Annotated in this window: 13 protein-coding genes; 7 read left to right on the top strand and 6 right to left on the bottom strand. The window is 67.1% G+C overall.

Annotated elements, in window-relative coordinates; genetic code table 11:
- Window positions 1-158 precede the first annotated feature (158 nt).
- The 5 genes from OCT48_RS12760 to sucD all read left to right on the top strand — a co-directional run bounded on the left by OCT48_RS12760 (window position 159) and on the right by sucD (window position 8,258).
- Complete coding sequence (locus OCT48_RS12760) at window positions 159-2,993, top strand: 2-oxoglutarate dehydrogenase E1 component (RefSeq protein WP_263589509.1); 2,835 nt, start codon at window positions 159-161, stop codon at window positions 2,991-2,993.
- A 42-nt stretch (window positions 2,994-3,035) separates the two neighbouring features.
- On the top strand, window positions 3,036-4,592 hold the full coding sequence (gene odhB, locus OCT48_RS12755) for a 2-oxoglutarate dehydrogenase complex dihydrolipoyllysine-residue succinyltransferase (protein WP_263589508.1): 1,557 nt from the start codon (window positions 3,036-3,038) through the stop codon (window positions 4,590-4,592).
- Between the two features lie 50 nt (window positions 4,593-4,642).
- Window positions 4,643-6,082: a dihydrolipoyl dehydrogenase gene (lpdA, locus tag OCT48_RS12750; RefSeq protein WP_263589507.1), complete on the top strand. Its 1,440-nt coding sequence runs from the start codon at window positions 4,643-4,645 to the stop codon at window positions 6,080-6,082.
- A 137-nt stretch (window positions 6,083-6,219) separates the two neighbouring features.
- A complete protein-coding gene (sucC, locus tag OCT48_RS12745; protein ID WP_126485888.1) occupies window positions 6,220-7,386 on the top strand; it encodes an ADP-forming succinate--CoA ligase subunit beta in 1,167 nt (388 codons plus the stop codon).
- Window positions 7,386-8,258 carry a succinate--CoA ligase subunit alpha gene (gene sucD / locus OCT48_RS12740; RefSeq protein WP_263589506.1) on the top strand — a complete coding sequence of 291 codons (873 nt, stop codon included), beginning with the start codon at window positions 7,386-7,388 and terminating at the stop codon, window positions 8,256-8,258. The genes sucC and sucD overlap by 1 nt, the downstream gene beginning before the upstream one ends.
- Before the next feature lie 72 nt (window positions 8,259-8,330).
- Here the strand turns inward: sucD and siaD are convergent, their stop codons facing one another.
- The 6 genes from siaD to OCT48_RS19530 all read right to left on the bottom strand — a co-directional run bounded on the left by siaD (window position 8,331) and on the right by OCT48_RS19530 (window position 16,890).
- Window positions 8,331-9,119 (bottom strand): biofilm regulation diguanylate cyclase SiaD, encoded by a 789-nt coding sequence (siaD, locus tag OCT48_RS12735; protein ID WP_263589505.1) that lies wholly within the window; start codon window positions 9,117-9,119, stop codon window positions 8,331-8,333.
- Entirely contained in the window at window positions 9,116-9,505 is a 390-nt protein-coding gene (gene siaC, locus OCT48_RS12730) for a biofilm regulation phosphoprotein SiaC (protein WP_412031008.1), read from the bottom strand. The genes siaD and siaC overlap by 4 nt, the downstream gene beginning before the upstream one ends.
- Window positions 9,506-9,519: 14 nt before the next feature.
- Entirely contained in the window at window positions 9,520-10,050 is a 531-nt protein-coding gene (siaB, locus tag OCT48_RS12725; RefSeq protein ID WP_263589504.1) for a biofilm regulation protein kinase SiaB, read from the bottom strand.
- Entirely contained in the window at window positions 10,038-12,122 is a 2,085-nt protein-coding gene (gene siaA / locus OCT48_RS12720) for a biofilm regulation protein phosphatase SiaA (protein ID WP_263589503.1), read from the bottom strand. Before siaA ends, siaB begins: the two co-directional genes overlap by 13 nt.
- 162 nt (window positions 12,123-12,284) lie before the next feature.
- Window positions 12,285-14,477 carry a cellulose binding domain-containing protein gene (locus OCT48_RS19535; protein WP_318152500.1) on the bottom strand — a complete coding sequence of 731 codons (2,193 nt, stop codon included), beginning with the start codon at window positions 14,475-14,477 and terminating at the stop codon, window positions 12,285-12,287.
- A gap of 544 nt (window positions 14,478-15,021) precedes the next feature.
- Window positions 15,022-16,890, bottom strand: coding sequence for a cellulose binding domain-containing protein (locus OCT48_RS19530; protein WP_318152499.1), 1,869 nt, complete (start codon window positions 16,888-16,890; stop codon window positions 15,022-15,024).
- Between the two features lie 331 nt (window positions 16,891-17,221).
- Between OCT48_RS19530 and OCT48_RS12695 the strand changes: the two genes are divergently transcribed.
- Window positions 17,222-18,958, top strand: coding sequence for a type I secretion system permease/ATPase (locus OCT48_RS12695; RefSeq protein WP_263589502.1), 1,737 nt, complete (start codon window positions 17,222-17,224; stop codon window positions 18,956-18,958).
- A complete protein-coding gene (locus OCT48_RS12690; RefSeq protein WP_263589501.1) occupies window positions 18,955-20,277 on the top strand; it encodes an HlyD family type I secretion periplasmic adaptor subunit in 1,323 nt (440 codons plus the stop codon). The genes OCT48_RS12695 and OCT48_RS12690 overlap by 4 nt, the downstream gene beginning before the upstream one ends.
- Window positions 20,278-20,281: the final 4 nt, after the last annotated feature.

Below are 20,281 nucleotides of genomic sequence, written 5' to 3'. Positions count from 1 at the left end.
GCCTTGACCCGGTGTGTTGTCGAAGAGCCGGTGCCTTGTGCACCGGCTCTTGACCATCGAATGAAAGGTGTCCGGCCCCTGGCAGGCCACCCCCGATGTCGCCATGGGTGAGCCGTGACGACGCCGATACCACCCCATCAGTGCAGGGTGACCGAGAAATGCAACAAGGCATAATGGAGTTGATGTGGCGCTCCTCCCACGTCAGTGGCAGTAATGTCCACTATGTGGAAGCGCTCTACGAGCAGTACCTCGATGACCCCTCCGCCGTTCCCGACGAATGGCGCCAGTACTTCGACCAGCTGCCGAGACCCGATGGCAGCGCCACTCGCGACGTTCCGCTTGCCCCGACCCGAGAACAGTTCTACCAGATAGGCCGCCAGCGCCGCACCGCCCAGACCGCCGCCGCCACCGAGAGCGACGCGAGCCGCAAGCAGGTCAAGGTGCTGCAGCTGATCAACGCCTACCGTTTCCGCGGGCACCAGAAGGCCAAGATCGATCCCCTCGATCTGCGCGACCCCAAGCCGGTGCCCGACCTCGACCTGTCCTTCCACCAACTCTCCAAGGCCGACCTGGACACCGAGTTCCAGACCGGTTCCTTCTTCCTCGGCGTGGACAAGGCGCCGCTCAAGGAGATCGTCGAGGCGCTGGAGCAGACCTATTGCCGCAGCATCGGCTGCGAGATCATGCATATCGTCGATACCGAGGAGAAGCGCTGGCTGCAGCAGCGCTTCGAGTCGGTGCGCTCGGCGCCGAAGTTCAGCGACGATGTGCGCAAGCACGTGCTGGAGCGCCTGAGCGCCGCCGAGGGCCTGGAGAGCTACCTGGCCTCCAAGTACCCGGGGACCAAGCGCTTCGGCCTGGAGGGCGGCGAGTCCTTCATCCCCATGATGGACGAGCTGATCCAGCGCGCCGGCGGCTACGGCACCAAGGAAGTGGTGATCGGCATGGCCCACCGCGGGCGTCTCAACGTGCTGGTCAACATCCTCGGCAAGAACCCCTCCGAGCTGATCGACGAGTTCGACGGCAAGAAGGTGGTCGAGCGGGGCTCCGGTGACGTCAAGTACCACCAGGGCTTCAGCTCGAACGTGATGACGCCGGGCGGCGAGGTCCACCTGGCGCTGTCGTTCAACCCCTCCCACCTGGAGATCGTCGCGCCGGTAGTGGTGGGCTCGGTGCGGGCCCGTCAGGATCGCCGCAACGACTTCGAGGGCGGCAAGGTGCTGCCGATCAACGTGCACGGCGACGCGGCCTTTGCCGGCCAGGGCGTGGTCATGGAGACCTTCCAGATGTCCCAGACCCGCGCCTACCGCACCGGCGGCACGGTGCACATCGTGATCAACAACCAGGTCGGCTTCACCACCTCGCACCCGGAGGACTCGCGCTCCACCGAGTACTGCACCGATATCGCCAAGATGGTTCAGGCGCCGATCTTCCACGTCAACGGCGACGATCCCGATGCCGTGCTGCATGCCACCCAGGTGGCGCTGGACTACCGCCAGCAGTTCAAGAAGGACGTGGTCATCGATCTGGTCTGCTATCGCCGCCGCGGCCACAACGAGGCGGACGAGCCCTCCGGCACCCAGCCGATGATGTACGGCAAGATCAAGAACCATCCGTCCTCGCGGACCCGCTACGTCGAGCGGCTGGTCAAGCAGGGGCTGCTCAGCGACGACGATGCCAAGGCCATGATGGAAAAGTACCGGGACGACCTGGTGGCCGGCAACCATGTCGCCAACGCCCTGGTGCAGAAGCCCAACACGGCGCTGTTCGTCAACTGGAAGCCCTACCTGGGCCACGAGTGGTCCGGCCACACCGACACCAGCTTCGACCTCAAGCGACTGCAGCACCTGGCGGCGCGGATGTGCGAGATCCCCGACGGGGTCAAAGTGCAGCGCCAGGTGGCCAAGATCTATGACGATCGCCGCAAGATGCAGGCCGGTGGCATGGCGGCCAACTGGGGCTTCGCCGAGACCCTGGCCTACGCCACCCTCCTCGACCAGGGCCATCCGGTGCGCCTGACCGGCCAGGACGTGGGACGCGGCACCTTCTCGCACCGCCATGCGGTGGTGCACAACCAGAAGGACGGCACCACCTACGTGCCGCTGCAGCACCTGACGGACGGCCAGCCACACTTCACCATCCACGACTCCTTCCTGTCGGAGGAGGCGGTGCTGGCCTTCGAGTACGGCTACTCGACCACGGCGCCCAACGACCTGGTGATCTGGGAAGCCCAGTTCGGCGACTTCTTCAACGGCGCCCAGGTGGTGGTCGACCAGTTCATCTCGTCTGGCGAGACCAAGTGGGAACGCTTGTGTGGGCTGACCATGCTGCTGCCCCATGGCTACGAGGGGCAGGGACCCGAGCACTCCTCGGCGCGCCTCGAGCGCTTCCTGCAGCTGTGCGCCGAGCACAACATGCAGGTCTGCGTGCCGACCACGCCGGCGCAGATCTACCATCTGCTGCGTCGCCAGGTGATCCGCAAGCTGAGAAAGCCGCTGGTGGTGATGTCGCCCAAGAGCCTGCTGCGTCACAAGGAGGCCACCTCCAGCCTCGACGAGCTGGCCAACGGCACCTTCCAGATGGTGCTGCCCGACCAGGGGGAGCGCGAGGCGACGCAGGTCGAGCGCATCATCCTGTGTGCCGGCAAGGTCTACTACGACCTCGCCAACTGGCGCGAGGAGAACGCCCGGGACGACGTGGCCATCCTGCGCCTGGAGCAGCTCTACCCCTTCCCCGAGGAGGAGTTGTTCGAGGCGATCCAGGACTACACCAACGTCACCGACGTGGTGTGGTGCCAGGAGGAACCGCTCAATCAGGGCGCCTGGTACCCCAGCCAGCACCATATGCGCAGCGTGGCCGAACGCCTCAAGGCGGGCCTGGGCGGCAAGCTCAAGTTTGCCGGTCGTCCGGCCTCGGCGGCCCCCGCGGCGGGCTACATGTCCGTGCATACCGAACAGCAGCGCCAGCTGGTGGAAGACGCCTTCAACCTCTGAGGCAGCCCACCGGGACGAGAGAGAACACACAAGGGAAACTACATGGCTACCGAGATCAAGGCACCCACCTTTCCGGAATCCGTTGCCGAGGGCAGTGTCGCCGCCTGGCACAAGAAGCCGGGCGACAGCGTCGAGCGTGACGAGCTGATCGTCGAGATCGAGACCGACAAGGTGGTGCTCGAGGTCGTGGCACCCGAGGCCGGCACCCTCGCCGAGGTGCTGGTGGAGGAAGGCGATACCGTGCAGTCCGAGCAAGTGCTGGGCCGCATCGGCGAGGGCGCCGCGAGCGGCGGCGAGAAGGGCGGTGCCGAGGCCACGTCCGAGGGCGAGTCCAAGGCCAAGCCCGAGGCCAAGGCGCCGGCCGGCGGCGGCAAGCAGCACGAGGTGAAGGCTCCGACCTTCCCCGAGTCCATCCAGGAAGGCACCGTGGCCAGCTGGAACAAGCAGGTCGGCGAGGCGGTCAAGCGCGACGAGGTGCTGGCCGAGATCGAGACCGACAAGGTGGTGCTCGAGGTGGTGGCGCCGGCCGATGGCGCGCTGTCCGAGATCAAGGCCGAGGAGGGCAGCCAGGTCGAGTCCGAGGCCGTGCTCGCGCTGTTCAGCGAGGGGGCCGGCGGTGCCGCCGCCGAGAGCGGCGGCGAGGAGAAGGCGCCGGCGTCCGCCGACGACGGTGCCAGCGACGAGAAGGTCGGCGACAAGATCCTCGCCCCGGCGGCCCGCAAGCTGGTCGCCGAGCACGATCTCGACGTCGCCAGGATCGAGGGGACCGGCAAGGGGGGCCGCATCCTCAAGGAAGACGTCCAGAAGGCCGTCAAGGCCGGCAGCGCCAAGAAGGCCGCCAAGCCGGCCGTCGGCGGGGGCCAGGCGGCCGCGGCCGCCGCTCCGGCCGTCGAGGGCGAGCGCCCCGAGAAGCGCGTGCCGATGAGCCGCCTGCGCCAGACCATCGCCAAGCGCCTGGTCCAGGCCCAGCAGACCGCCGCCATGCTGACCACCTACAACGAGGTGGACATGGGCGCGGTGATGGACCTGCGGGCCCAGTACAAGGACACCTTCCTCAAGGCCCACGACACCAAGCTCGGCTTCATGGGCTTCTTCGTCAAGGCGGCCAGCGAGGCCCTCAAGCGCTTCCCGGACGTCAACGCCTCCATCGACGGCACCGACATCGTCTATCACGGCTACCAGGACATCGGCGTGGCCGTGTCCACCGATCGTGGCCTGGTCGTGCCGGTGCTGCGCGACACCGACAGCATGAAGATCGCCGACGTCGAGAAGGGCATCGTCGATTTCGGCAAGCGGGCCCGTGACGGCAAGCTCGGCATCGACGAGATGCAGGGCGGCACCTTCACCATCACCAATGGGGGGATCTTCGGCTCGCTGATGTCGACGCCGATCCTCAATCCGCCGCAGACCGCCATCCTGGGCATGCACAAGATCCAGGAGCGGCCCATGGCGGTGAACGGCCAGGTCGAGATCCGCCCGATGATGTACCTGGCGCTGTCATACGATCACCGCATGATCGACGGCAAGGACGCGGTCCAGTTCCTGGTGACCCTCAAGGAACTGCTCGAGGATCCGGCACGCCTGCTGCTGGATATCTGATCCGCGGACCGCACAACGTATTTCAGCGAAGCGCAACGCAAGGAGCCAACATGGCCGACAAGTTTGATGTGATCGTCATCGGTGCGGGCCCCGGCGGCTACGTCGCCGCCATCCGTGCCGCTCAGCTGGGCCTGAAGACCGCCTGTGTCGAGAAGTGGATTGGCAAGGAAGGCAAGGTGGTCCACGGCGGGACCTGCCTGAACGTGGGCTGCATCCCGTCCAAGGCGCTGCTGGAGGCCTCCCACAAGTTCGTCGAGGCCAAGCATGACTTCGGCGACCTGGGAATCGAGGCCGGTGACGTCACCATGGACGTCAAGAAGATGATGGCGCGCAAGGACACGATCGTTAAGAACCTGACCGGCGGCATCGCCGGCCTGTTCAAGGCCAACGGCGTCACCGCCCTGGAAGGCACCGGCAAGGTGACCGGCAGCAAGCAGGTCGAGGTCACCGACAAGGACGGCAAGGCCGCCACCTATGAGGCCGACAACATCGTCGTCGCCGCGGGCTCGGTGCCGGTGGAGATCCCGCCGACGCCGCTGACCGACGACCTGATCGTCGATTCCACCGGCGCCCTGGAATTCCAGGAGGCCCCGAAGCGCCTGGGCGTGATCGGCGCCGGCGTCATCGGCCTGGAGCTCGGCAGCGTGTGGAACCGCCTGGGCAGCGAGGTCACCGTCCTCGAGGCCCTGGAGGACTTCCTGCCGATGGTCGATTCCGCCATCGCCAAGGAGACCCAGAAGCTGCTCAAGAAGCAGGGCCTGGACATCAAGCTGGGGGCCCGGGTCACCGGCTCCGAGGTCAAGGGCACCGAGGTGGTGGTCAAGTACTCCGACGGCAAGGGCGAGCAGGAGATCACCTTCGATCGCCTGATCGTCTGCGTCGGCCGCAAGCCCTACACCCAGGGCGTGATCGGCGACGGCGTCGGCGTCGACCTCGACGAGCGGGGCTTCATCCACGTCGACGACCAGTGCCGCACCAGCGTGCCGGGCGTCTACGCCATCGGCGACTGCGTGCGGGGCCCGATGCTGGCCCACAAGGCCTCCGAGGAAGGCATCATGGTCGCGGACATCATCGCCGGCCACAAGGCCGAGATGAACTACGACGCCATCCCCAACGTGATCTACACCTTCCCGGAGGTGGCCTGGGTCGGCATGACCGAGCAGGACGCCAAGGCCGCCGGCATCGAGGTCAAGACCGGTGCCTTCCCGTTCGCCGCCAGCGGTCGCGCCATGGCCAACAACGCCACCGAGGGCCAGGCCAAGGTGATCGCCGATGCCGAGACCGATCGTATCCTGGGCATGCACATCGTCGGCCAGCACGCCGGCGAGATGATTGCCCAGGGCGTGATTGCCATGGAGTTCGGCTCCAGCGCCGAGGATCTGGCGCTCTCCTGCTATGCGCACCCGACCATGTCGGAGGCCGTGCACGAGGCCGCGCTGGCCGTGGAAGGCCATGCCATCCACATGGCCAACCGCAAGAAGCGCAAGTAAGACAACAAGCGCCGCCCGCGGGCGGCGCATCCCTTCCGGCCAAGTATCGGGAGGGATCGGTGGTAGCCTGACCCTCGCGCCGCCCGGGCGCCATCACGGCTACCGTTCGAGTCACATGCAACCAATGGCATGAATCGATGAACCTTCACGAGTATCAGAGCAAACAGCTGTTTGCCGACTATGGTCTGCCGGTTTCCAAGGGCTTCGCCGTCGACACCCCGGAAGAGGCGGCGGAAGCCTGCAAGAAGATCGGCGGCGAGATGTGGGTCGTCAAGGCCCAGGTCCATGCCGGTGGTCGCGGCAAGGCCGGCGGCGTCAAGCTGATCAAGAGCCCGGAAGAGGCCAAGGCCTTCGCCGAGCAGTGGCTGGGCAAGAACCTGGTGACCTTCCAGACCGACGAGCACGGTCAGCCGGTCGCCAAGATCCTGGTCGAGAACTGCACCGATATCGCCAACGAGCTCTACCTGGGTGCCGTGGTCGACCGCGCCACTCGCCGCGTGGTCTTCATGGCCTCCACCGAGGGTGGCGTGGAAATCGAGAAGGTCGCCGAGGAAACCCCCGAGAAGATCCTCAAGGCCGAGATCGACCCGCTGGTCGGCGCCCAGCCGTACCAGGCGCGTGAGCTGGCCTTCGCCCTGGGCCTCTCCGGCGACCAGGTCAAGCAGTTCACCAAGATCTTCCTGGGCCTGTCCAAGCTGTTCCACGACAAGGACCTGGCGCTGCTCGAGATCAACCCGCTGGTGATCACCGACGAGGGCAACCTGCACTGCCTCGACGCCAAGATCAACCTCGACGGCAACGCCCTGTACCGGCACCCGGACCTGCAGGCCATGCGCGACCCCTCCCAGGAGGATTCCCGCGAGGCCGAGGCCGCGGCCTGGGACCTGAACTACGTGGCCCTGGACGGCAACATCGGCTGCATGGTCAACGGGGCCGGCCTGGCCATGGGCACCATGGACATCATCAAGCTCAACGGCGGCCAGCCGGCCAACTTCCTCGACGTGGGGGGCGGCGCGACCAAGGAGCGGGTGGCCGAGGCGTTCAAGATCATCCTCTCCGACGATTCCGTGAAGGCCGTGCTGGTCAACATCTTCGGTGGCATCGTGCGCTGCGACATGATCGCCGAGGGCATCATCGGCGCCGTCGAGCAGGTCGGTGTCAACGTGCCGGTGGTGGTGCGTCTCGAGGGTAACAACGCCGAGCTGGGTGCCGAGAAACTGGCCTCCAGCGGTCTGAACATCATCGCTGCCAAGAGCCTCACCGATGCGGCTCAGCAGGTCGTCAAGGCAGCGGAGGGCAAGTAATGAGCATCCTGATCGACAAGAACACCAAGGTCATCTGCCAGGGTTTCACCGGCGGACAGGGGACCTTCCACTCCGAGCAGGCGATCGCCTACGGTACCCAGATGGTCGGCGGCGTGACCCCGGGCAAGGGCGGCCAGGAGCACCTGGGCCTGCCGGTGTTCAACACCGTCAAGGAAGCCGTGGCCGAGACCGGCGCCGAGGCCAGCGTGATCTACGTGCCGGCCCCGTTCTGCAAGGACTCGATCCTCGAGGCCGCCAATGCGGGCATCAAGCTGATCGTGTGCATCACCGAGGGCATCCCGACGCTTGACATGCTCGACGTCAAGGTGAAGTGCGACGAACTGGGCGTGCGCCTGATCGGCCCGAACTGCCCCGGCGTGATCACCCCGGGCGAGTCCAAGATCGGCATCATGCCGGGCCATATCCACAAGCCGGGCAAGGTCGGGATCGTGTCGCGTTCCGGCACCCTGACCTACGAGGCGGTCAAGCAGACCACCGACCACGGCTTCGGCCAGTCCACCTGCGTGGGCATCGGCGGCGACCCGATTCCCGGTTCCACCTTCATCGACATCCTCGAGCAGTTCGAGAAGGACCCGGCCACCGAGGCCATCGTGATGATCGGCGAGATCGGCGGTACCGCCGAGGAAGAGGCCGCGGCCTACATCAAGGCCAACGTCTCCAAGCCGGTCGTGTCCTACATCGCCGGCGTCACCGCCCCTCCCGGCAAGCGCATGGGCCATGCCGGTGCCATCATCGCCGGCGGCAAGGGCACCGCGGACGAGAAGTTCGGCGCCCTGGAGGCCGCGGGCGTGAAGACCGTGCGTTCGCTCGCCGAGATCGGCGACGCGCTGAAGGAGGCCGCCGGCTGGTAAGCCGAGCCATCCTGCCGGTATCGCGCAAAGGGCACCCTCGGGTGTCCTTTTTCGTCGCCGCGCGGTGGCGGCTCAGCCGGCGGTGCGCCAGCGGTCCCGCCCCTCGCGCTTGGCCTCGAGCAGGGCCTCGTCGGCGCGCTGGATGGTCGTCGCATAGTCGTCGTCGAGACGATGCTGGGCCACCCCGATGCTGGCGGTGAGGCGCAGTCGCTCGCCCTCGAAGGTGATGCTCAGGGCGCGGAACCGCTCGCACAGCCGGACCACCAGGGGCTCCGCCTGGTCCAGCGAGGTGGCCGGCAGCACCACCAGGAATTCCTCTCCACCCCAGCGGGCGCAGTGATCGGCCCCGCGCAGCTCGCTGGCCAGGGTCTTGGCCAGGGCGACCAGCAGGCGGTCCCCGGCCGCATGGCCGTGGTGGTCATTGACGCGCTTGAAGTGGTCGATGTCGATCATGGCCAGGGTGAACGAGCGTCCATGACGGTGCGCGTCCGCCGCCAGGCGCTGGAGCTGCTCGTGGAGCAGGCGACGGTTGGCCAGGCCGGTCAGCGGGTCCAGGGTCGCGGCGTCCACCAGGGCGGCGTTGCGCTCGCGCAGCAGCGCCTGGTAGCGATCGGCGATGCGCGACAGCTTGCGCTGGCGCTTGAGCTGGCGCTGCAGCTGGTGACGCGTGGCATGGAGATCCTCGTGGGCGGTCTGCTGGAAGCCGTCGGCAATGCTGATCAGGCGCTCGAGGCGCTCGCGCTGTTCCAGGTGGCGTGCATAGAGCTGGCTCAGGGCCTCGTGCAACGGATGCCCTCGATAGGCGTCGCTGTCGATCAGCGCCGCCACCCGGTCGAGAAGCGCCTGGTCCTGGGGAGTCACGGGGAGGCCTGCATCGCCGTGATGGCGAAGGGGTAGCTGCAGTCCTCCTTGAACTCCTCGGCGAGTTCGGCGATGCGCTCGTTGCGGCTGTCGTAGCGCCAGATGACACCGACCTCGCGCCCACCCTGGTGGGCGTCCTCGAGCAGGTCGAAGATATCCATCATCGCCTTCACCGAGCTGGTGTTGAGGTAGACGAGCTCGAGGTCGAGGACGAGGGGGGCCGTGGCCCGGGCGAGGTAGGCTTCCGCCCAGTCGGTGACGTGGCGGAACAGCTCATAGGAGTTCTCCGGATAGGAATCGCCTTGCATGCTGAGCCGGCCGGCCTGCCAGTCGCTCTGGATCGCGGGGGTGGACGGGCTACCGGGAATGTTCAGATCTTGGATCATGGGTAGGGTCCGGATTAGATAGTGGCTGTCAGGCTAAAGAAGCTTAGCCCCGAGGGCAACGCCTGAAGCGAGGCCGTCAGCGGCTGGCTGGACTTGCGGGCCATGTCGATCAGCCCCAACCCCGCACCGCCCCCGGCATCCTCCCGGGGACGCCGCAACTGCTGCTTGTAGGCGTGCTTGAGGGCGGCGGCGTCGAGACTGGCCAGGTGCTCGACGGTCTCGACCAGGCGCTGCCCGTCGGCTTCCTTCACCAGGTTGCCCGCCGAGACCAAGTAATGCCCCTGGGGATCCCGGGCCACGGCCAGGGTGGCGGTGGCCGTCTGTTCGTCATAGCCCTGGCGGCGGGCATAGTGGCGGATGTTCTGGGTCATCTCGATATAGACGGCGAACACGTCCATCGCCTCGGAGGGCGCCGCGGACTGGCTGTTCAGGTAGTTGCGCAGCGCATGACCGATCTCCTCGATCAGGCTGCGGGAGATCGGGCCGTTGAAGCACAGCATGATCCGTTGCTGCAGGTAGTTGTCGCGCAGTGTCAGCAGGTCCATGACACCTCCTGGTGGACGGGACGTTCGGGATGGGTGGTGAACGCGCCGCTCGCACTCGGCGTGGTCGGGGTCTCGTCATCGAAGCGGAAGCTCAGCAGGGTGATGTCGTCACGCTGGGGCAGCTCGCCGCGGTAGCGGTCGAGCGCCTCGCCGAAGGCCTCGACCTGACGGTGCAGCGGGTCGTTGGCATGGCGCCTGAGCATCGCCTCGAAGCGGCTGTGGCCGAAGCCGAAGCCGTGTTCACCGCCGGCCTGGTCGAGGAAGCCGTCGGTGGCCAGGGTGTAGGTCCAGCCCCGGTGCAGGGGCATATGCTGATTTTCATAGGTCATGGCGCGCTTGTCGCCCAGGGCGCGCTTGCCGCCGGCCTGGACCTCGAGCCGGTCGCCGTCGCTGGCGTACAACGACATCTTGGCGCCGGCGAAGGTCAGCCGGCCGGCCGCGGGATCCACCCAGACCAGGCCCATGTCCATGTTGGTGGCGATCGAGCGGGGCAGGGTGTCCTTGTGCAGGGTACTGCGGTTCTGGCGGTCCGTTTCGTTGAGGATGGCGGCCGGATCGTCGGCGCCGACATGAAGGATGGCATTGTCGATGATGGCCCGGGCCAGCATGGTCATCAGCGACCCCGGCACCCCATGGCCGGCACAGTCGATGACCCCCATCAGCCAGCCGCGTTCGGTGGCACGGAACACGTAGAAGTCGCCGCCCACCACATCCCGGGGTCGCCACATGATCGCGTGATGGCGGGGCAGGTGATCCTGCAACTGGCGGTTGGGCAGGATCGCGCGCTGGATGATGCTGGCGTATTCCAGGGAGGCATCGATCTGGCGGCGGGCCAGGGCCATCTCGGCGTTGGTCTGCTCCAGGTCCCGGGTGCGTTGATGCACCTTGTCCTCCAGGTCCTGGGTATGGCGCTCGACCTGCCGTGCCATGTGCGAGAAGTCCCGTGAGAGCTCGCCGATCTCGTCGCCGCGCTCGGTGGGCAGGGCATGGTCGAAATCGCCACCGGCGATGGCCCGGGCAGACTGCTGGAGGCGCCGCAGCGGCCCGAGAATCAGGCGCTCGATGCCGAGGGCGAAGCCGGCCATCAGGATGACCAGGACCAGGGTCAGGGCAACGATAAGCGACCACAGCCAGCGGTTCTCGAGGATCGGGGCCGCGTCCAGGTCCAGGGCGGTGACCAGCAACCATTCGAGTTCCGGGATATAGCCGACGCTGAGCAGGCGGGGTTCGCCCTCCAGGGTGGCCTCCAGGCTGTGGACCTGGCCGGGACGGCGCATGGCCGCCTGCATGGCCGAGCTCAGTCGCTCGCGTTGGGACTCGTTCCCGAGCATCGACGACAGGCGTTGTGCCTCGCTCGCCTCGAGGGCGTCGGCCCCGGAGTTGAAGGCCAGTCGCCGGCGCTCGGGGTGGGCCTGGAGGTCGCCCCGGGGATTGACGATCATCGGTGTCAGGCCGGGAGTATCGTCGCGAAGGAAGCGATCGAGGAAGCGGGTCAGGTCGAGGCCGCCGCCGGCAAGCCCCAGGGCGCGACCGTCGTGCCGGACCTTGACGTTGATCCAGACCTTGGCCAGGCCGAGCTTCTCGTCCTGGTTGACGTTGATGTCGTAGGTCCCGGTGCTGTCCATGGTCGAGAAATACCAGGTGTCGTCGGGATCCTCGGGGGAGAGCCGGTAGCGGGGCGAGTGGCTCTCGGCTCGCGTGCCGTCGTTGAAGTAGTAGTCACCGGTGGCGTGGTGAATCATGAAGTAGGCATCGCCGCTGAACTGCCAGCGGAAGCCCTCCGCCTCGCGGAAGAAGCGGTCGCGCTTGACGGGATCCTCGGGGTCCAGGAGCCACTCCCGAGTCACCACCGAGTCGGCGAGGCGGCGTGACAGCGCCAGCTCCCGGGAGACGGGGGTGAGGATCTTCTGCATGTGCAGCAGGGTGTACTGCTCGGCATAGCCGCTGGCGAAGTGGCGTCGGACATCGTCGATCGCCTGCCAGCCGATCAGCAGTGCCGGCACCAGCGCCAGCAGGCAGGCGATCAGCAGCGTCACGGTGGACTTGCTGCGTAGTCCCCAGGGGTTGGCCATGGGCAGCTTCCTTGGCGTCGTCCCGCTTGTGTCGCTCGGGACGGACTAGTTTTGTAATGAATTGTGACTACTATGGCACATACCGAAGTGTAGTGTATTAACGGCCAGCGGACGTGGGAGCAGGACGACCGGGGACCCAAGGGCCCCGGTCAGCTCGCGAACTCAGCCGGCGACTTCCTCGATCGCGGTGTTGCCCAGCCCGAGGACCTGGACGTCCAGGGCCTGGCCCGCCGCGTCCTCGGCGGTCATCTCGGCGGGCAGCGTGTCCTCGCCGTAGGCCTTGAAGGCGAAGCGCCAGGCCTCGCCGGGCGCGAGGGTGAGGTCGCTGTCGTCCCGGACCCGGTAGCCCTCGGCCCCGCCGGCGAGATCGCCATTCCACAGGGTGTCGATCCGGGCGGGCAGCGTGAAGCCCAGCTCCGGGTCGATGATGTCGTCATCGGAGATATTCTCGACGAAGACCTCGGCGACATGGCCCGAGGACCACTGGCTGGTGAGATTGCCGGTGACCAGCAGCTCGGCGTCGTCATCCAGCAGGGCCGGGGTTTCTCCCCCCTTGCCGAGGATCTCCAGGGGCTGGCCGTGCTCGTCCCGTGCCGCCACATGGCTGGGTGTCGTTTCCTCGCCATAGGCCTTGAAGGCGAAGCGCCAGCTGTCCCCCGGCGCGAGGACGTTGTCGCTGTCGTCCCGCACCCAGTAGCTGTCGGCATCCCGGGTGATGTCGCCGTTCCACAGGGTGTCGATATCGGCGGCCAGGTCGAAACCGATCTCGGGATTGATGATATCCGCATCGGAAACATTCTCGACGAAGACCTCGGCGACATACCCCGATGACCAGCTGCTGGTGACCTGGCTGGTGATCATCATCGCCGGGTCGTTGCCGCCACCGCTGAGAATCTCCTCGGGGCTGGGGATCTGGAGGGGGCTGCCGCGGAAGGCATTCCCCGAGGCCAGATGCAGGGTGATGCCGTCGCCGAAGACCGCGAACTCCATGTCGGTCAGGGTGTCCTGGCTGCCCTGGCCAATGATGGTGACGCCGTTCTCACCGAATTGGATGTCGTGGTCCGCGAAGTCGCCGGTGTAGCGTGCGGTATCGACGCCCTGGCCGCCGTCGAGCCGGTCGGTACCGTCGTACCAGTCGTCGCCCGGCCCTCCCTGGAGGATATCGTCGCCCGCACCGCCCGACAGCGTGTCATGGCCCAGGCCGCCATTCAGGTAGACGCCGTCGTCCGAGCCCTGGACCTCGTCATCCCGGCGCGAGCCGATCAGGTAATCGAACACCACCTCGTTGGCCTCGGGATCGGTGGGCGCCCCGAAGCTCTCGCCCCCCTCGTTGACATACAGCGACGGTGACAGGGCATCGGCTTCCGGGTCCCGCTCCGAGCGCAGGACGCGGACACTGTTGTCGTGATCCCGGCCGCCGTGGAAGTTGACATCGCGATCGGTGAAGGCGATCTCGGCCTCGTTGCCCACCGAGGAACGCCAGGAGGCGAAGACGAGGCTGTGGCGCATGCCACTGTCCTCGAGGCCGGTGAGCTGGCCATCGTAGCTCTCGTGCAGCTCAAAGGCGTAGCCATTGCCGCCACTGCCCTTGTTGAAGGTGCCGTGGGCCTCGAGATCCTCGGCGACGGGGTCGAGGGTCCTGGAGAACCGGAAGGCCGTGGAGGGGCCGTCATGCACCCTGATGTCGGAGAGCCGGGTATCCGTGGTGCCGGTCAACAGGACAGCGTTGAAACCGGTCAACTCGCCCAGGGTGTTCTCGAAGGTACCGGGGTCGGGGGTACCTAGCGTGAAGTCGACACTGAAGCCCTCCAGGGTGACGTTGTCCACGGTCTCCATGCTGGCGACCTGGGTCTTGCCGGCTTCGAAGTCGAAGTGGACGCCGCGATCGAGGGTGATGGTATCCCCCTCGACCGACTCGATCCTGGCCATGCTGGTGCGCAGCTCGGCGTGTTGCACCTTGCGCCAGCTGGTGTCGCCGATCGCGTCGAAGAAGGCGTCGTCATTGTCCTGCCAGAGGCGCAGGGTGTCGCCGGTCTGGAAGTCGTGGTCCCCCGCGAGCGTCAGCTGGCGGCTGCCCTCGCTGACGTCGGTGGCCAGCTCCCCCGTGCAGGTCTTCTCCGTCCCGTCGAGCCGAATGGCATAGTCGTTGCTCGACAGGGCCCGGTCACTGAAGGTCAGCACCGTCTCGCCGGCACCGGCGCCGACCAGGGAAACGTCGGAGCGCGAGATGAGCAGGGCATCGTCGAACTCGTAGTGGCCGGCGGCAAGGCGAAGGGTGGCTCCACTCGGCGCCTCGTCGATCAGGGTCTGCAGATCGTCGGCGGTGATCGAGGGATCGATATCGATGGTGGTCATGGGGATTGCCCTCCAAGAAGCGCCTTGAACATCGACACTGTGGTCGTGTCGAGCCAGGTGATGTGGCGGTCCGGGCCGTCATGGCCCTCACCGGACACGCGGTGGAGTGGCCGGCGCCGTGTCGCGTCTGATACCCACGACCGCCGTCCTTCTGCCGCCACGATGGCTGCGAATCCTAATTAGAGTTGTCGGTCAAGTAAAACGGCCTCGCGCCCCTTCCGATGGGCGGGCTTGCGGGCCTTTGAGGGCCATTTCCGGCGATGCCCCGTCATTGTTCTGTAAGGAATTGATGTGCGGGAGCTTTGGAGAGCCAATGAAATTACATTAGCGTTATTTCATAAAATAGTTTGTGTATCTATTGTAACAATAAAGCATGTTTTGTAGTGAAAAAGTATGAGTATCCCGGCTGTCGTCCCCGTCCGCTTTCCGATCGTGCCCGGCCTGGGGCGGGCGGGTCACCCCGACGACGCCATCGGGCGACAGGGAACGAAAAAGGGCACCCGGGGGTGCCCTTTCTTTACCTGCCCGTGCCGCACTGCCGGCCTCAGGCGGCCACTTCCTCGATGGCGGTGTTGCCCAGTCCGAGGACCTGCACGTCCAGGGTCTGACCCTCCGTATCGCTGGCCGTCATCGCGCCGGGCAGCGCGTCCTCGCCACTGGCCTTGAAGGCGAAACGCCAGGCTTCACCCGGGGCGAGGGTGTTGGCGTTGTCGTCCTGGACGCGATAGCCGTCGGTCCCTCCGGCGAGGTCGCCGTTCCACAGGGTGGCGATCTCGGCGGGCAGGTCGAAGCCCAGCTCGGGATCGACGATATCCTCATTGGAGACGTTCTCGACGAAGACCTCGGCGACATAGCCCGATGACCACTGGCTGGTGACGTTGCCGGTGACCAGCAGCTCGGCATCGTCGTCCAGCAGCGCCGGTGTCTCCCCGTCGCCGGCGAGGATCTCCTCGGCGTCGGGTGTCTCGAGGGCCGTGCCGGCGAAGGCGTTCCCCGAGGCCAGGTGCAGGGTGGTGCCGTCGCCGAAGACCGCGAACTCCATGTCGACCAGGGTGTCCTCGCTGCCCTGGCCGGTCACCACGATGCCGTCCTCGGTGAAGGCGATCTCGTGGGCGGACACGTCGCCCGTGTAGCGCGCGGTATCGACCCCCTGGCCACCGTCGAGCCGGTCGGTGCCGTCATACCAGTCATCGCCGGGCCCGCCCTGGAGGAGGTCGTTGCCCGCACCGCCCAGCAGCACGTCGTGTCCCAGGCCGCCATCCAGGTAGACACCGTCGTCCGAGCCCTGGATCTCGTCCTCGCGGCGCGAGCCGAGGACATAGTCGAAGGTCACCCGGTTGGCCTCGGCGTCGGTGGGAGCGCCGAAGCTCTCGCCGTCCTCGTTGACATACAGGGTCGGCGACAGCGCGTCGGCCTCCGGGTCTCGTTCCGAGCGCAGGACGCGGACGCTGTTGTCGTGATCCCGGCCGCCGTGGAAGTTGACGTCCCGGGTGGTGGACGCCACCTCGACGTCGTTGCCCACCGAGGACCGCCAGGAGGCGAAGACCAGGCCATGGCGCATGCCGCTGTCCTCGAGGCCGGTGAGCCGTCCGTCGTAGCTCTCGTGCAGCTCAAAGGCGTAGCCGTTGCCGCCGCTGCCCTTGTTGAAGGCGCCGTGGGCCTGCAGGTCGTCGGCCTGAAGGTCCATGGCCCGGGAGAAGCGGAAGGCCGTGGACGGGCCATCGTCGATTCGGATGTCCTCGAGGTCGCTGTTCACCGTCCCTTCCAGGTGCACCGCCCGATAGTCGGTCAGGTCGTCCTTGGTGTTCGAGAACTCGCCGGCGTCGGCCTCGCCGAGCTCGAAGTCGACGCTGAAGCCCTTCAGGCCGACGTTATCCACCGTCTCGAGTTTCTCCACCTCGGCCTGTCCCGACTGGAAATCGAAGCGGACGCCGCGATCGAGGGTGATCTCGTTGCCCTCGACGCCGGTGACCTTGGCCATGCTGGTACGCAGTTCCGCGTGCTCCACCTTGCGCCAGGAGCTGTCGCCGATCGCGTCGAGGAAGGCGTCGTCGTTGTCCTGCCAGACCCGGATGGTATCGCCGACGGCGAGCTCCTGGGTGCCGTCCAGCGTCAGGCGTCGTGCACCTTGCCCCGCGTCGGCGGCGAGTTCCCCGAGGTCGGTGTTCTCGCTGCCATCCAGGTGGATCGCGTGATCATCACTGCGCGACAGGGCCGTATCGGTGAACGTCAGTCGCGTGTCTCCGCTCCCCGCGCCTACCAGGGAGATATCGGAGCGGTCGATGGTGATGGCATTGTCGAATTCGAAGTCGCCGGCGGCGAGCTTCACGGTGGTGCCAGGGGCGGCATCCCGGATCAATGTCTGGAGTTCATCGGCGCTGGTGTCGGTATCAACCTCGATGATTGAGCTCATTCAAGGGCTCCTTTTTGTCTGAATTTGGCGACACTTTCTCTGGTCACTTTCACCCGTTTATCGCGGTTATTCCGACGATATATCGGCCCTGTGCCGTCGCCGATTGGAGACGATTTTGGCAGCTTGAAGATGGTCATGGTGCCAGGTAAGGTGCCGCACGTTCCATGATAAGACATGGCTTTTTTAGTGTTCTATATGGTGATGAAGGGCGTCAACGGCGTGGCGGGCAATGGCCAGGATCGCTCGCTTATGTCGACCGACCATCGGTTTATCTGAAGCAGGGAGGTGGGGAAGGGCTCCCGCGCGAGGGGCTGCATTCCGGATATGCGTTATGGCGTCTGACTCGAACACCACACCGCACCACGCGCTGACCGCCTGTCGGGGCTCCCTGCTCTGGGTGGCCGGGTTCAGCCTGTGTCTCAACCTGCTGATGCTGACGCCGGCCCTGTACATGCTCCAGGTCTACGACCGCGTGATCACCACCGGCAGCGAGGAGACCCTGCTGATGCTGACCCTGGTCGTGGTCTTCCTGTTCATGGTGGTCGGCGGCCTCGAATGGGTGCGGGCGGGCATCCTGGTGCGCCTCGGCAACCGCTTCGACGCCTGGGTCAGCGAGCCCCTGCATGCGGCGATGTTCCGGCGTGGCCTGCGCCACGCGGCGGGGCAATCCGCCTGGCCGCTGGACGACCTCGCGACCCTTCGCCAGGGACTGGCCGGGGGCGGGCTGCTGGCCTTCTTCGATGTCGTCTGGGTGCCGGTCTATCTCGGCCTGCTGTACCTGTTCGATCCCTGGTTCGGGGGCTTTGCCAGCCTCGCCGGTGTCATCCTGCTGGCGCTGGTGGTGGTCAGCGAGAAGGCCACTCGGGGGCTGCTGGACGAGGCGGGGCGCGAGCAGAGCGGGGCCCGGGAGCTGGCCGCCGGCAATCTGCGCAATGCCGAGGCCCTCGACGCCATGGGCATGCTGTCGAGTATCGCCGGACGCTGGCTGACGCGTCATCGGGGCGGCCTGTGGATGCAGTCACGGGCCAGCGACCGGGCCGCGATGCTCTCGAGCCTGACCCGGGCCCTGCGCCTGCTGCTGCAGTCGCTGATCCTGGGGCTGGGTGCCCTGCTGGTGCTCGAGGAGCGTATCACCCCGGGGATGATGATCGCCGGGTCGATCCTGCTGGGACGCGTGCTGTCCCCGGTGGATCAGCTGGTCGGCAGCTGGCGCGGTATCGTCGGGGCGCGGGCCGCCTACCGTCGCCTCGAGGCGCTGTTTCGCGAGCAGCCGCCGTCGCCCCCGGCCATGTCACTGCCCCGCCCCGAGGGCCGGCTGGCCCTGGAGAACGTCACGGCCGGGGCGCCGGGTGGGGCTCGCCCCATCGTGGCCGGCATCGACCTGCGCCTCGAGCCGGGCGAGCAGGTCGGCATCATCGGTCCCAGCGCCTCGGGCAAGTCGACCCTGGCGCGGCTGGTGCTGGGGGTCTGGCCGGCCTGGGACGGCTGCGTGCGCCTGGATGGGGCGGATATCGCGCGCTGGGATCGCGAGACGCTGGGGCCCCACCTCGGCTACCTGCCCCAGGACGTCGAGCTGTTCAGTGGCACCATCGGCGAGAACATCGCCCGCTTCGCTACGGTCGACAGCGACAAGGTCATCGAGGCCGCCCGTCGTGCCGGCGTGCACGAGATGATCCTGCGGCTTCCCGATGGCTATGACACCCGCATCGAGGCGAGTGGCGGCGTGCTCTCCGCCGGCCAGCGCCAGCGCATCGGCCTGGCCCGTGCGCTCTATGCCAAGCCCGCCCTGGTCGTCCTGGACGAGCCCAACAGCAATCTCGATCATCGCGGCGAGCAGGCCCTCGCCCAGGCCATGGGCGCCCTGCGGGAGGAGGGCGTCACCCTGCTGGTCATCAGCCACCGCACGGGGGTGCTGCGCCGGGTCGACCGCCTGCTGGTGCTGGAGAGCGGGCGGGTCCGGCTGTGCGGCCCGCGGGATCGCGTGCTGGCGCGGATGGCGGGCCGCGATGGCGAGGGAGGGGCTGGCAAGGTGGCCCGTCGTCGGACCAGCGATTCGGAGGCCCCATGAGTCATTCTTCCCCTGTCGCGTCCTCCCGGGTGCCGCCGGTCGGCGACCGGCTCCACCGTCGCCTGGGCCTGGCGCTGGTACTGGTCTGCCTGTTTGGCTTCGGCGGCTGGGCCGTGTCGGCCGAGTTGGCGGTCTCGGTCATCGCCCCGGGGCGGGTCATGGTCGCGTCCTCCAAGAAGACGGTGCAGCACCTCGAGGGGGGCATCGTCCGGCGTATCGAGGTCGAGGACGGCGACCGCGTCGAGGAAGGCCAGCCCCTGGTGGTGCTGGACGACACCCGGGTCGAGTCACGCCTGCAGATCGCCCGCTCGCAGTACCTGATCAATCGCGCCGCCGAGGTTCGCCTGATGGCCGAGCAGGCCGGGCAGGAGACGCTGCGTTTCCCCCCCGAACTGCGCGATCCCGAGGAGCCACGGCTCCAGCAGCTGACGGCCGTGCAGCGCGGCCTCTTCCATGCCCGCCGGGAGGCCCTCGACGGGGCCCTGGCCTCGCTGGACCAGCAGACCGAGCAGCTGCACCGGCGTATCGAGGGGCGCGAGTCGATGATCCGGGTCAGCCGCGAGCAGCTGGCCTCGCTGCGCGAGGATGCCGAGGCCTACCGCTCGCTGTTCAAGGATGGCCTGGGGGACAACCGTCGCCTGCGGGAGCTGGAGCGGGAGATCCTGCAGTATCAGGGCGAGATCGAACAGCACCGCACCGAGATGGCCCGCCTGCGCTCCCGGATCAGCGAGAACGACCTGCAGAAGCAGGTACGCATCCAGGAATTCCGTCAGGAGCTAGGGGGGCGCCTGCGCGAGACCCGGCGGGAGATCGCCGACGCCGAGGAGCGTTTGACGGCGCTGCGCGACCAGCGCCGCCGGACCTCCATCGCGGCCCCGGTGGCGGGGACGGTGGTGGGCCTGGCGGTGCACACCCGGGGGGCGGTGATCGAGCCGGGCACCACCATCCTGGAGATCGTCCCCCAGGGCGAGGCCTTCGTCGTCGAGGCGCGGGTCGCCGACAGCGACATCGACAATGTCTACCCGGGGCAGCCCGCGGAGATCCGCTTCAGTGCCTTCAACCGGGGGCGCTCGAGGGTGATCGAGGGGACCGTGCGGCGGGTCTCCGCCGACAGCTTCGAGGACGAGTCCACGGGGCGCCGCTTCTACAAGGTGCGTCTCCAGGTGAGCGAGGCGGAGCGCGAAGCGATGCCCGAGGCGATGCGCCTGATGGCCGGGATGCCGGCCGAGGTCCGCCTGCACACCGCCAGCCGGACGCTGGCCAGCTACCTGGCCAAGCCGGTCACCGACATGCTGGCGCGGGCCCTGCGCGCGGATTGAGCCG

Source organism: Halomonas sp. M4R1S46 (assembly GCF_025725685.1).
Lineage (GTDB): Bacteria > Pseudomonadota > Gammaproteobacteria > Pseudomonadales > Halomonadaceae > Halomonas.
The sequence above is the reverse complement of the archived record's forward strand: the minus strand, read 5'-3'. Positions and strand labels throughout refer to the sequence as shown.

Excerpts from the sequence above, each read along its gene's own strand:
- sucC (WP_126485888.1), top strand. The coding sequence starts at position 6,220 with ATGAACCTTCACGAGTATCAGAGCAAACAGCTGTTTGCCGACTATGGT.
- siaA (WP_263589503.1), bottom strand. The coding sequence starts at position 12,122 with ATGGCCAACCCCTGGGGACTACGCAGCAAGTCCACCGTGACGCTGCTG.
- odhB (WP_263589508.1), top strand. The coding sequence starts at position 3,036 with ATGGCTACCGAGATCAAGGCACCCACCTTTCCGGAATCCGTTGCCGAG.
- siaC (WP_412031008.1), bottom strand. The coding sequence starts at position 9,505 with ATGATCCAAGATCTGAACATTCCCGGTAGCCCGTCCACCCCCGCGATC.
- OCT48_RS12760 (WP_263589509.1), top strand. The coding sequence starts at position 159 with ATGCAACAAGGCATAATGGAGTTGATGTGGCGCTCCTCCCACGTCAGT.
- OCT48_RS12695 (WP_263589502.1), top strand. The coding sequence starts at position 17,222 with ATGGCGTCTGACTCGAACACCACACCGCACCACGCGCTGACCGCCTGT.
- siaB (WP_263589504.1), bottom strand. The coding sequence starts at position 10,050 with ATGGACCTGCTGACACTGCGCGACAACTACCTGCAGCAACGGATCATG.
- OCT48_RS12690 (WP_263589501.1), top strand. The coding sequence starts at position 18,955 with ATGAGTCATTCTTCCCCTGTCGCGTCCTCCCGGGTGCCGCCGGTCGGC.
- sucD (WP_263589506.1), top strand. The coding sequence starts at position 7,386 with ATGAGCATCCTGATCGACAAGAACACCAAGGTCATCTGCCAGGGTTTC.
- OCT48_RS19530 (WP_318152499.1), bottom strand. The coding sequence starts at position 16,890 with ATGAGCTCAATCATCGAGGTTGATACCGACACCAGCGCCGATGAACTC.
- lpdA (WP_263589507.1), top strand. The coding sequence starts at position 4,643 with ATGGCCGACAAGTTTGATGTGATCGTCATCGGTGCGGGCCCCGGCGGC.
- OCT48_RS19535 (WP_318152500.1), bottom strand. The coding sequence starts at position 14,477 with ATGACCACCATCGATATCGATCCCTCGATCACCGCCGACGATCTGCAG.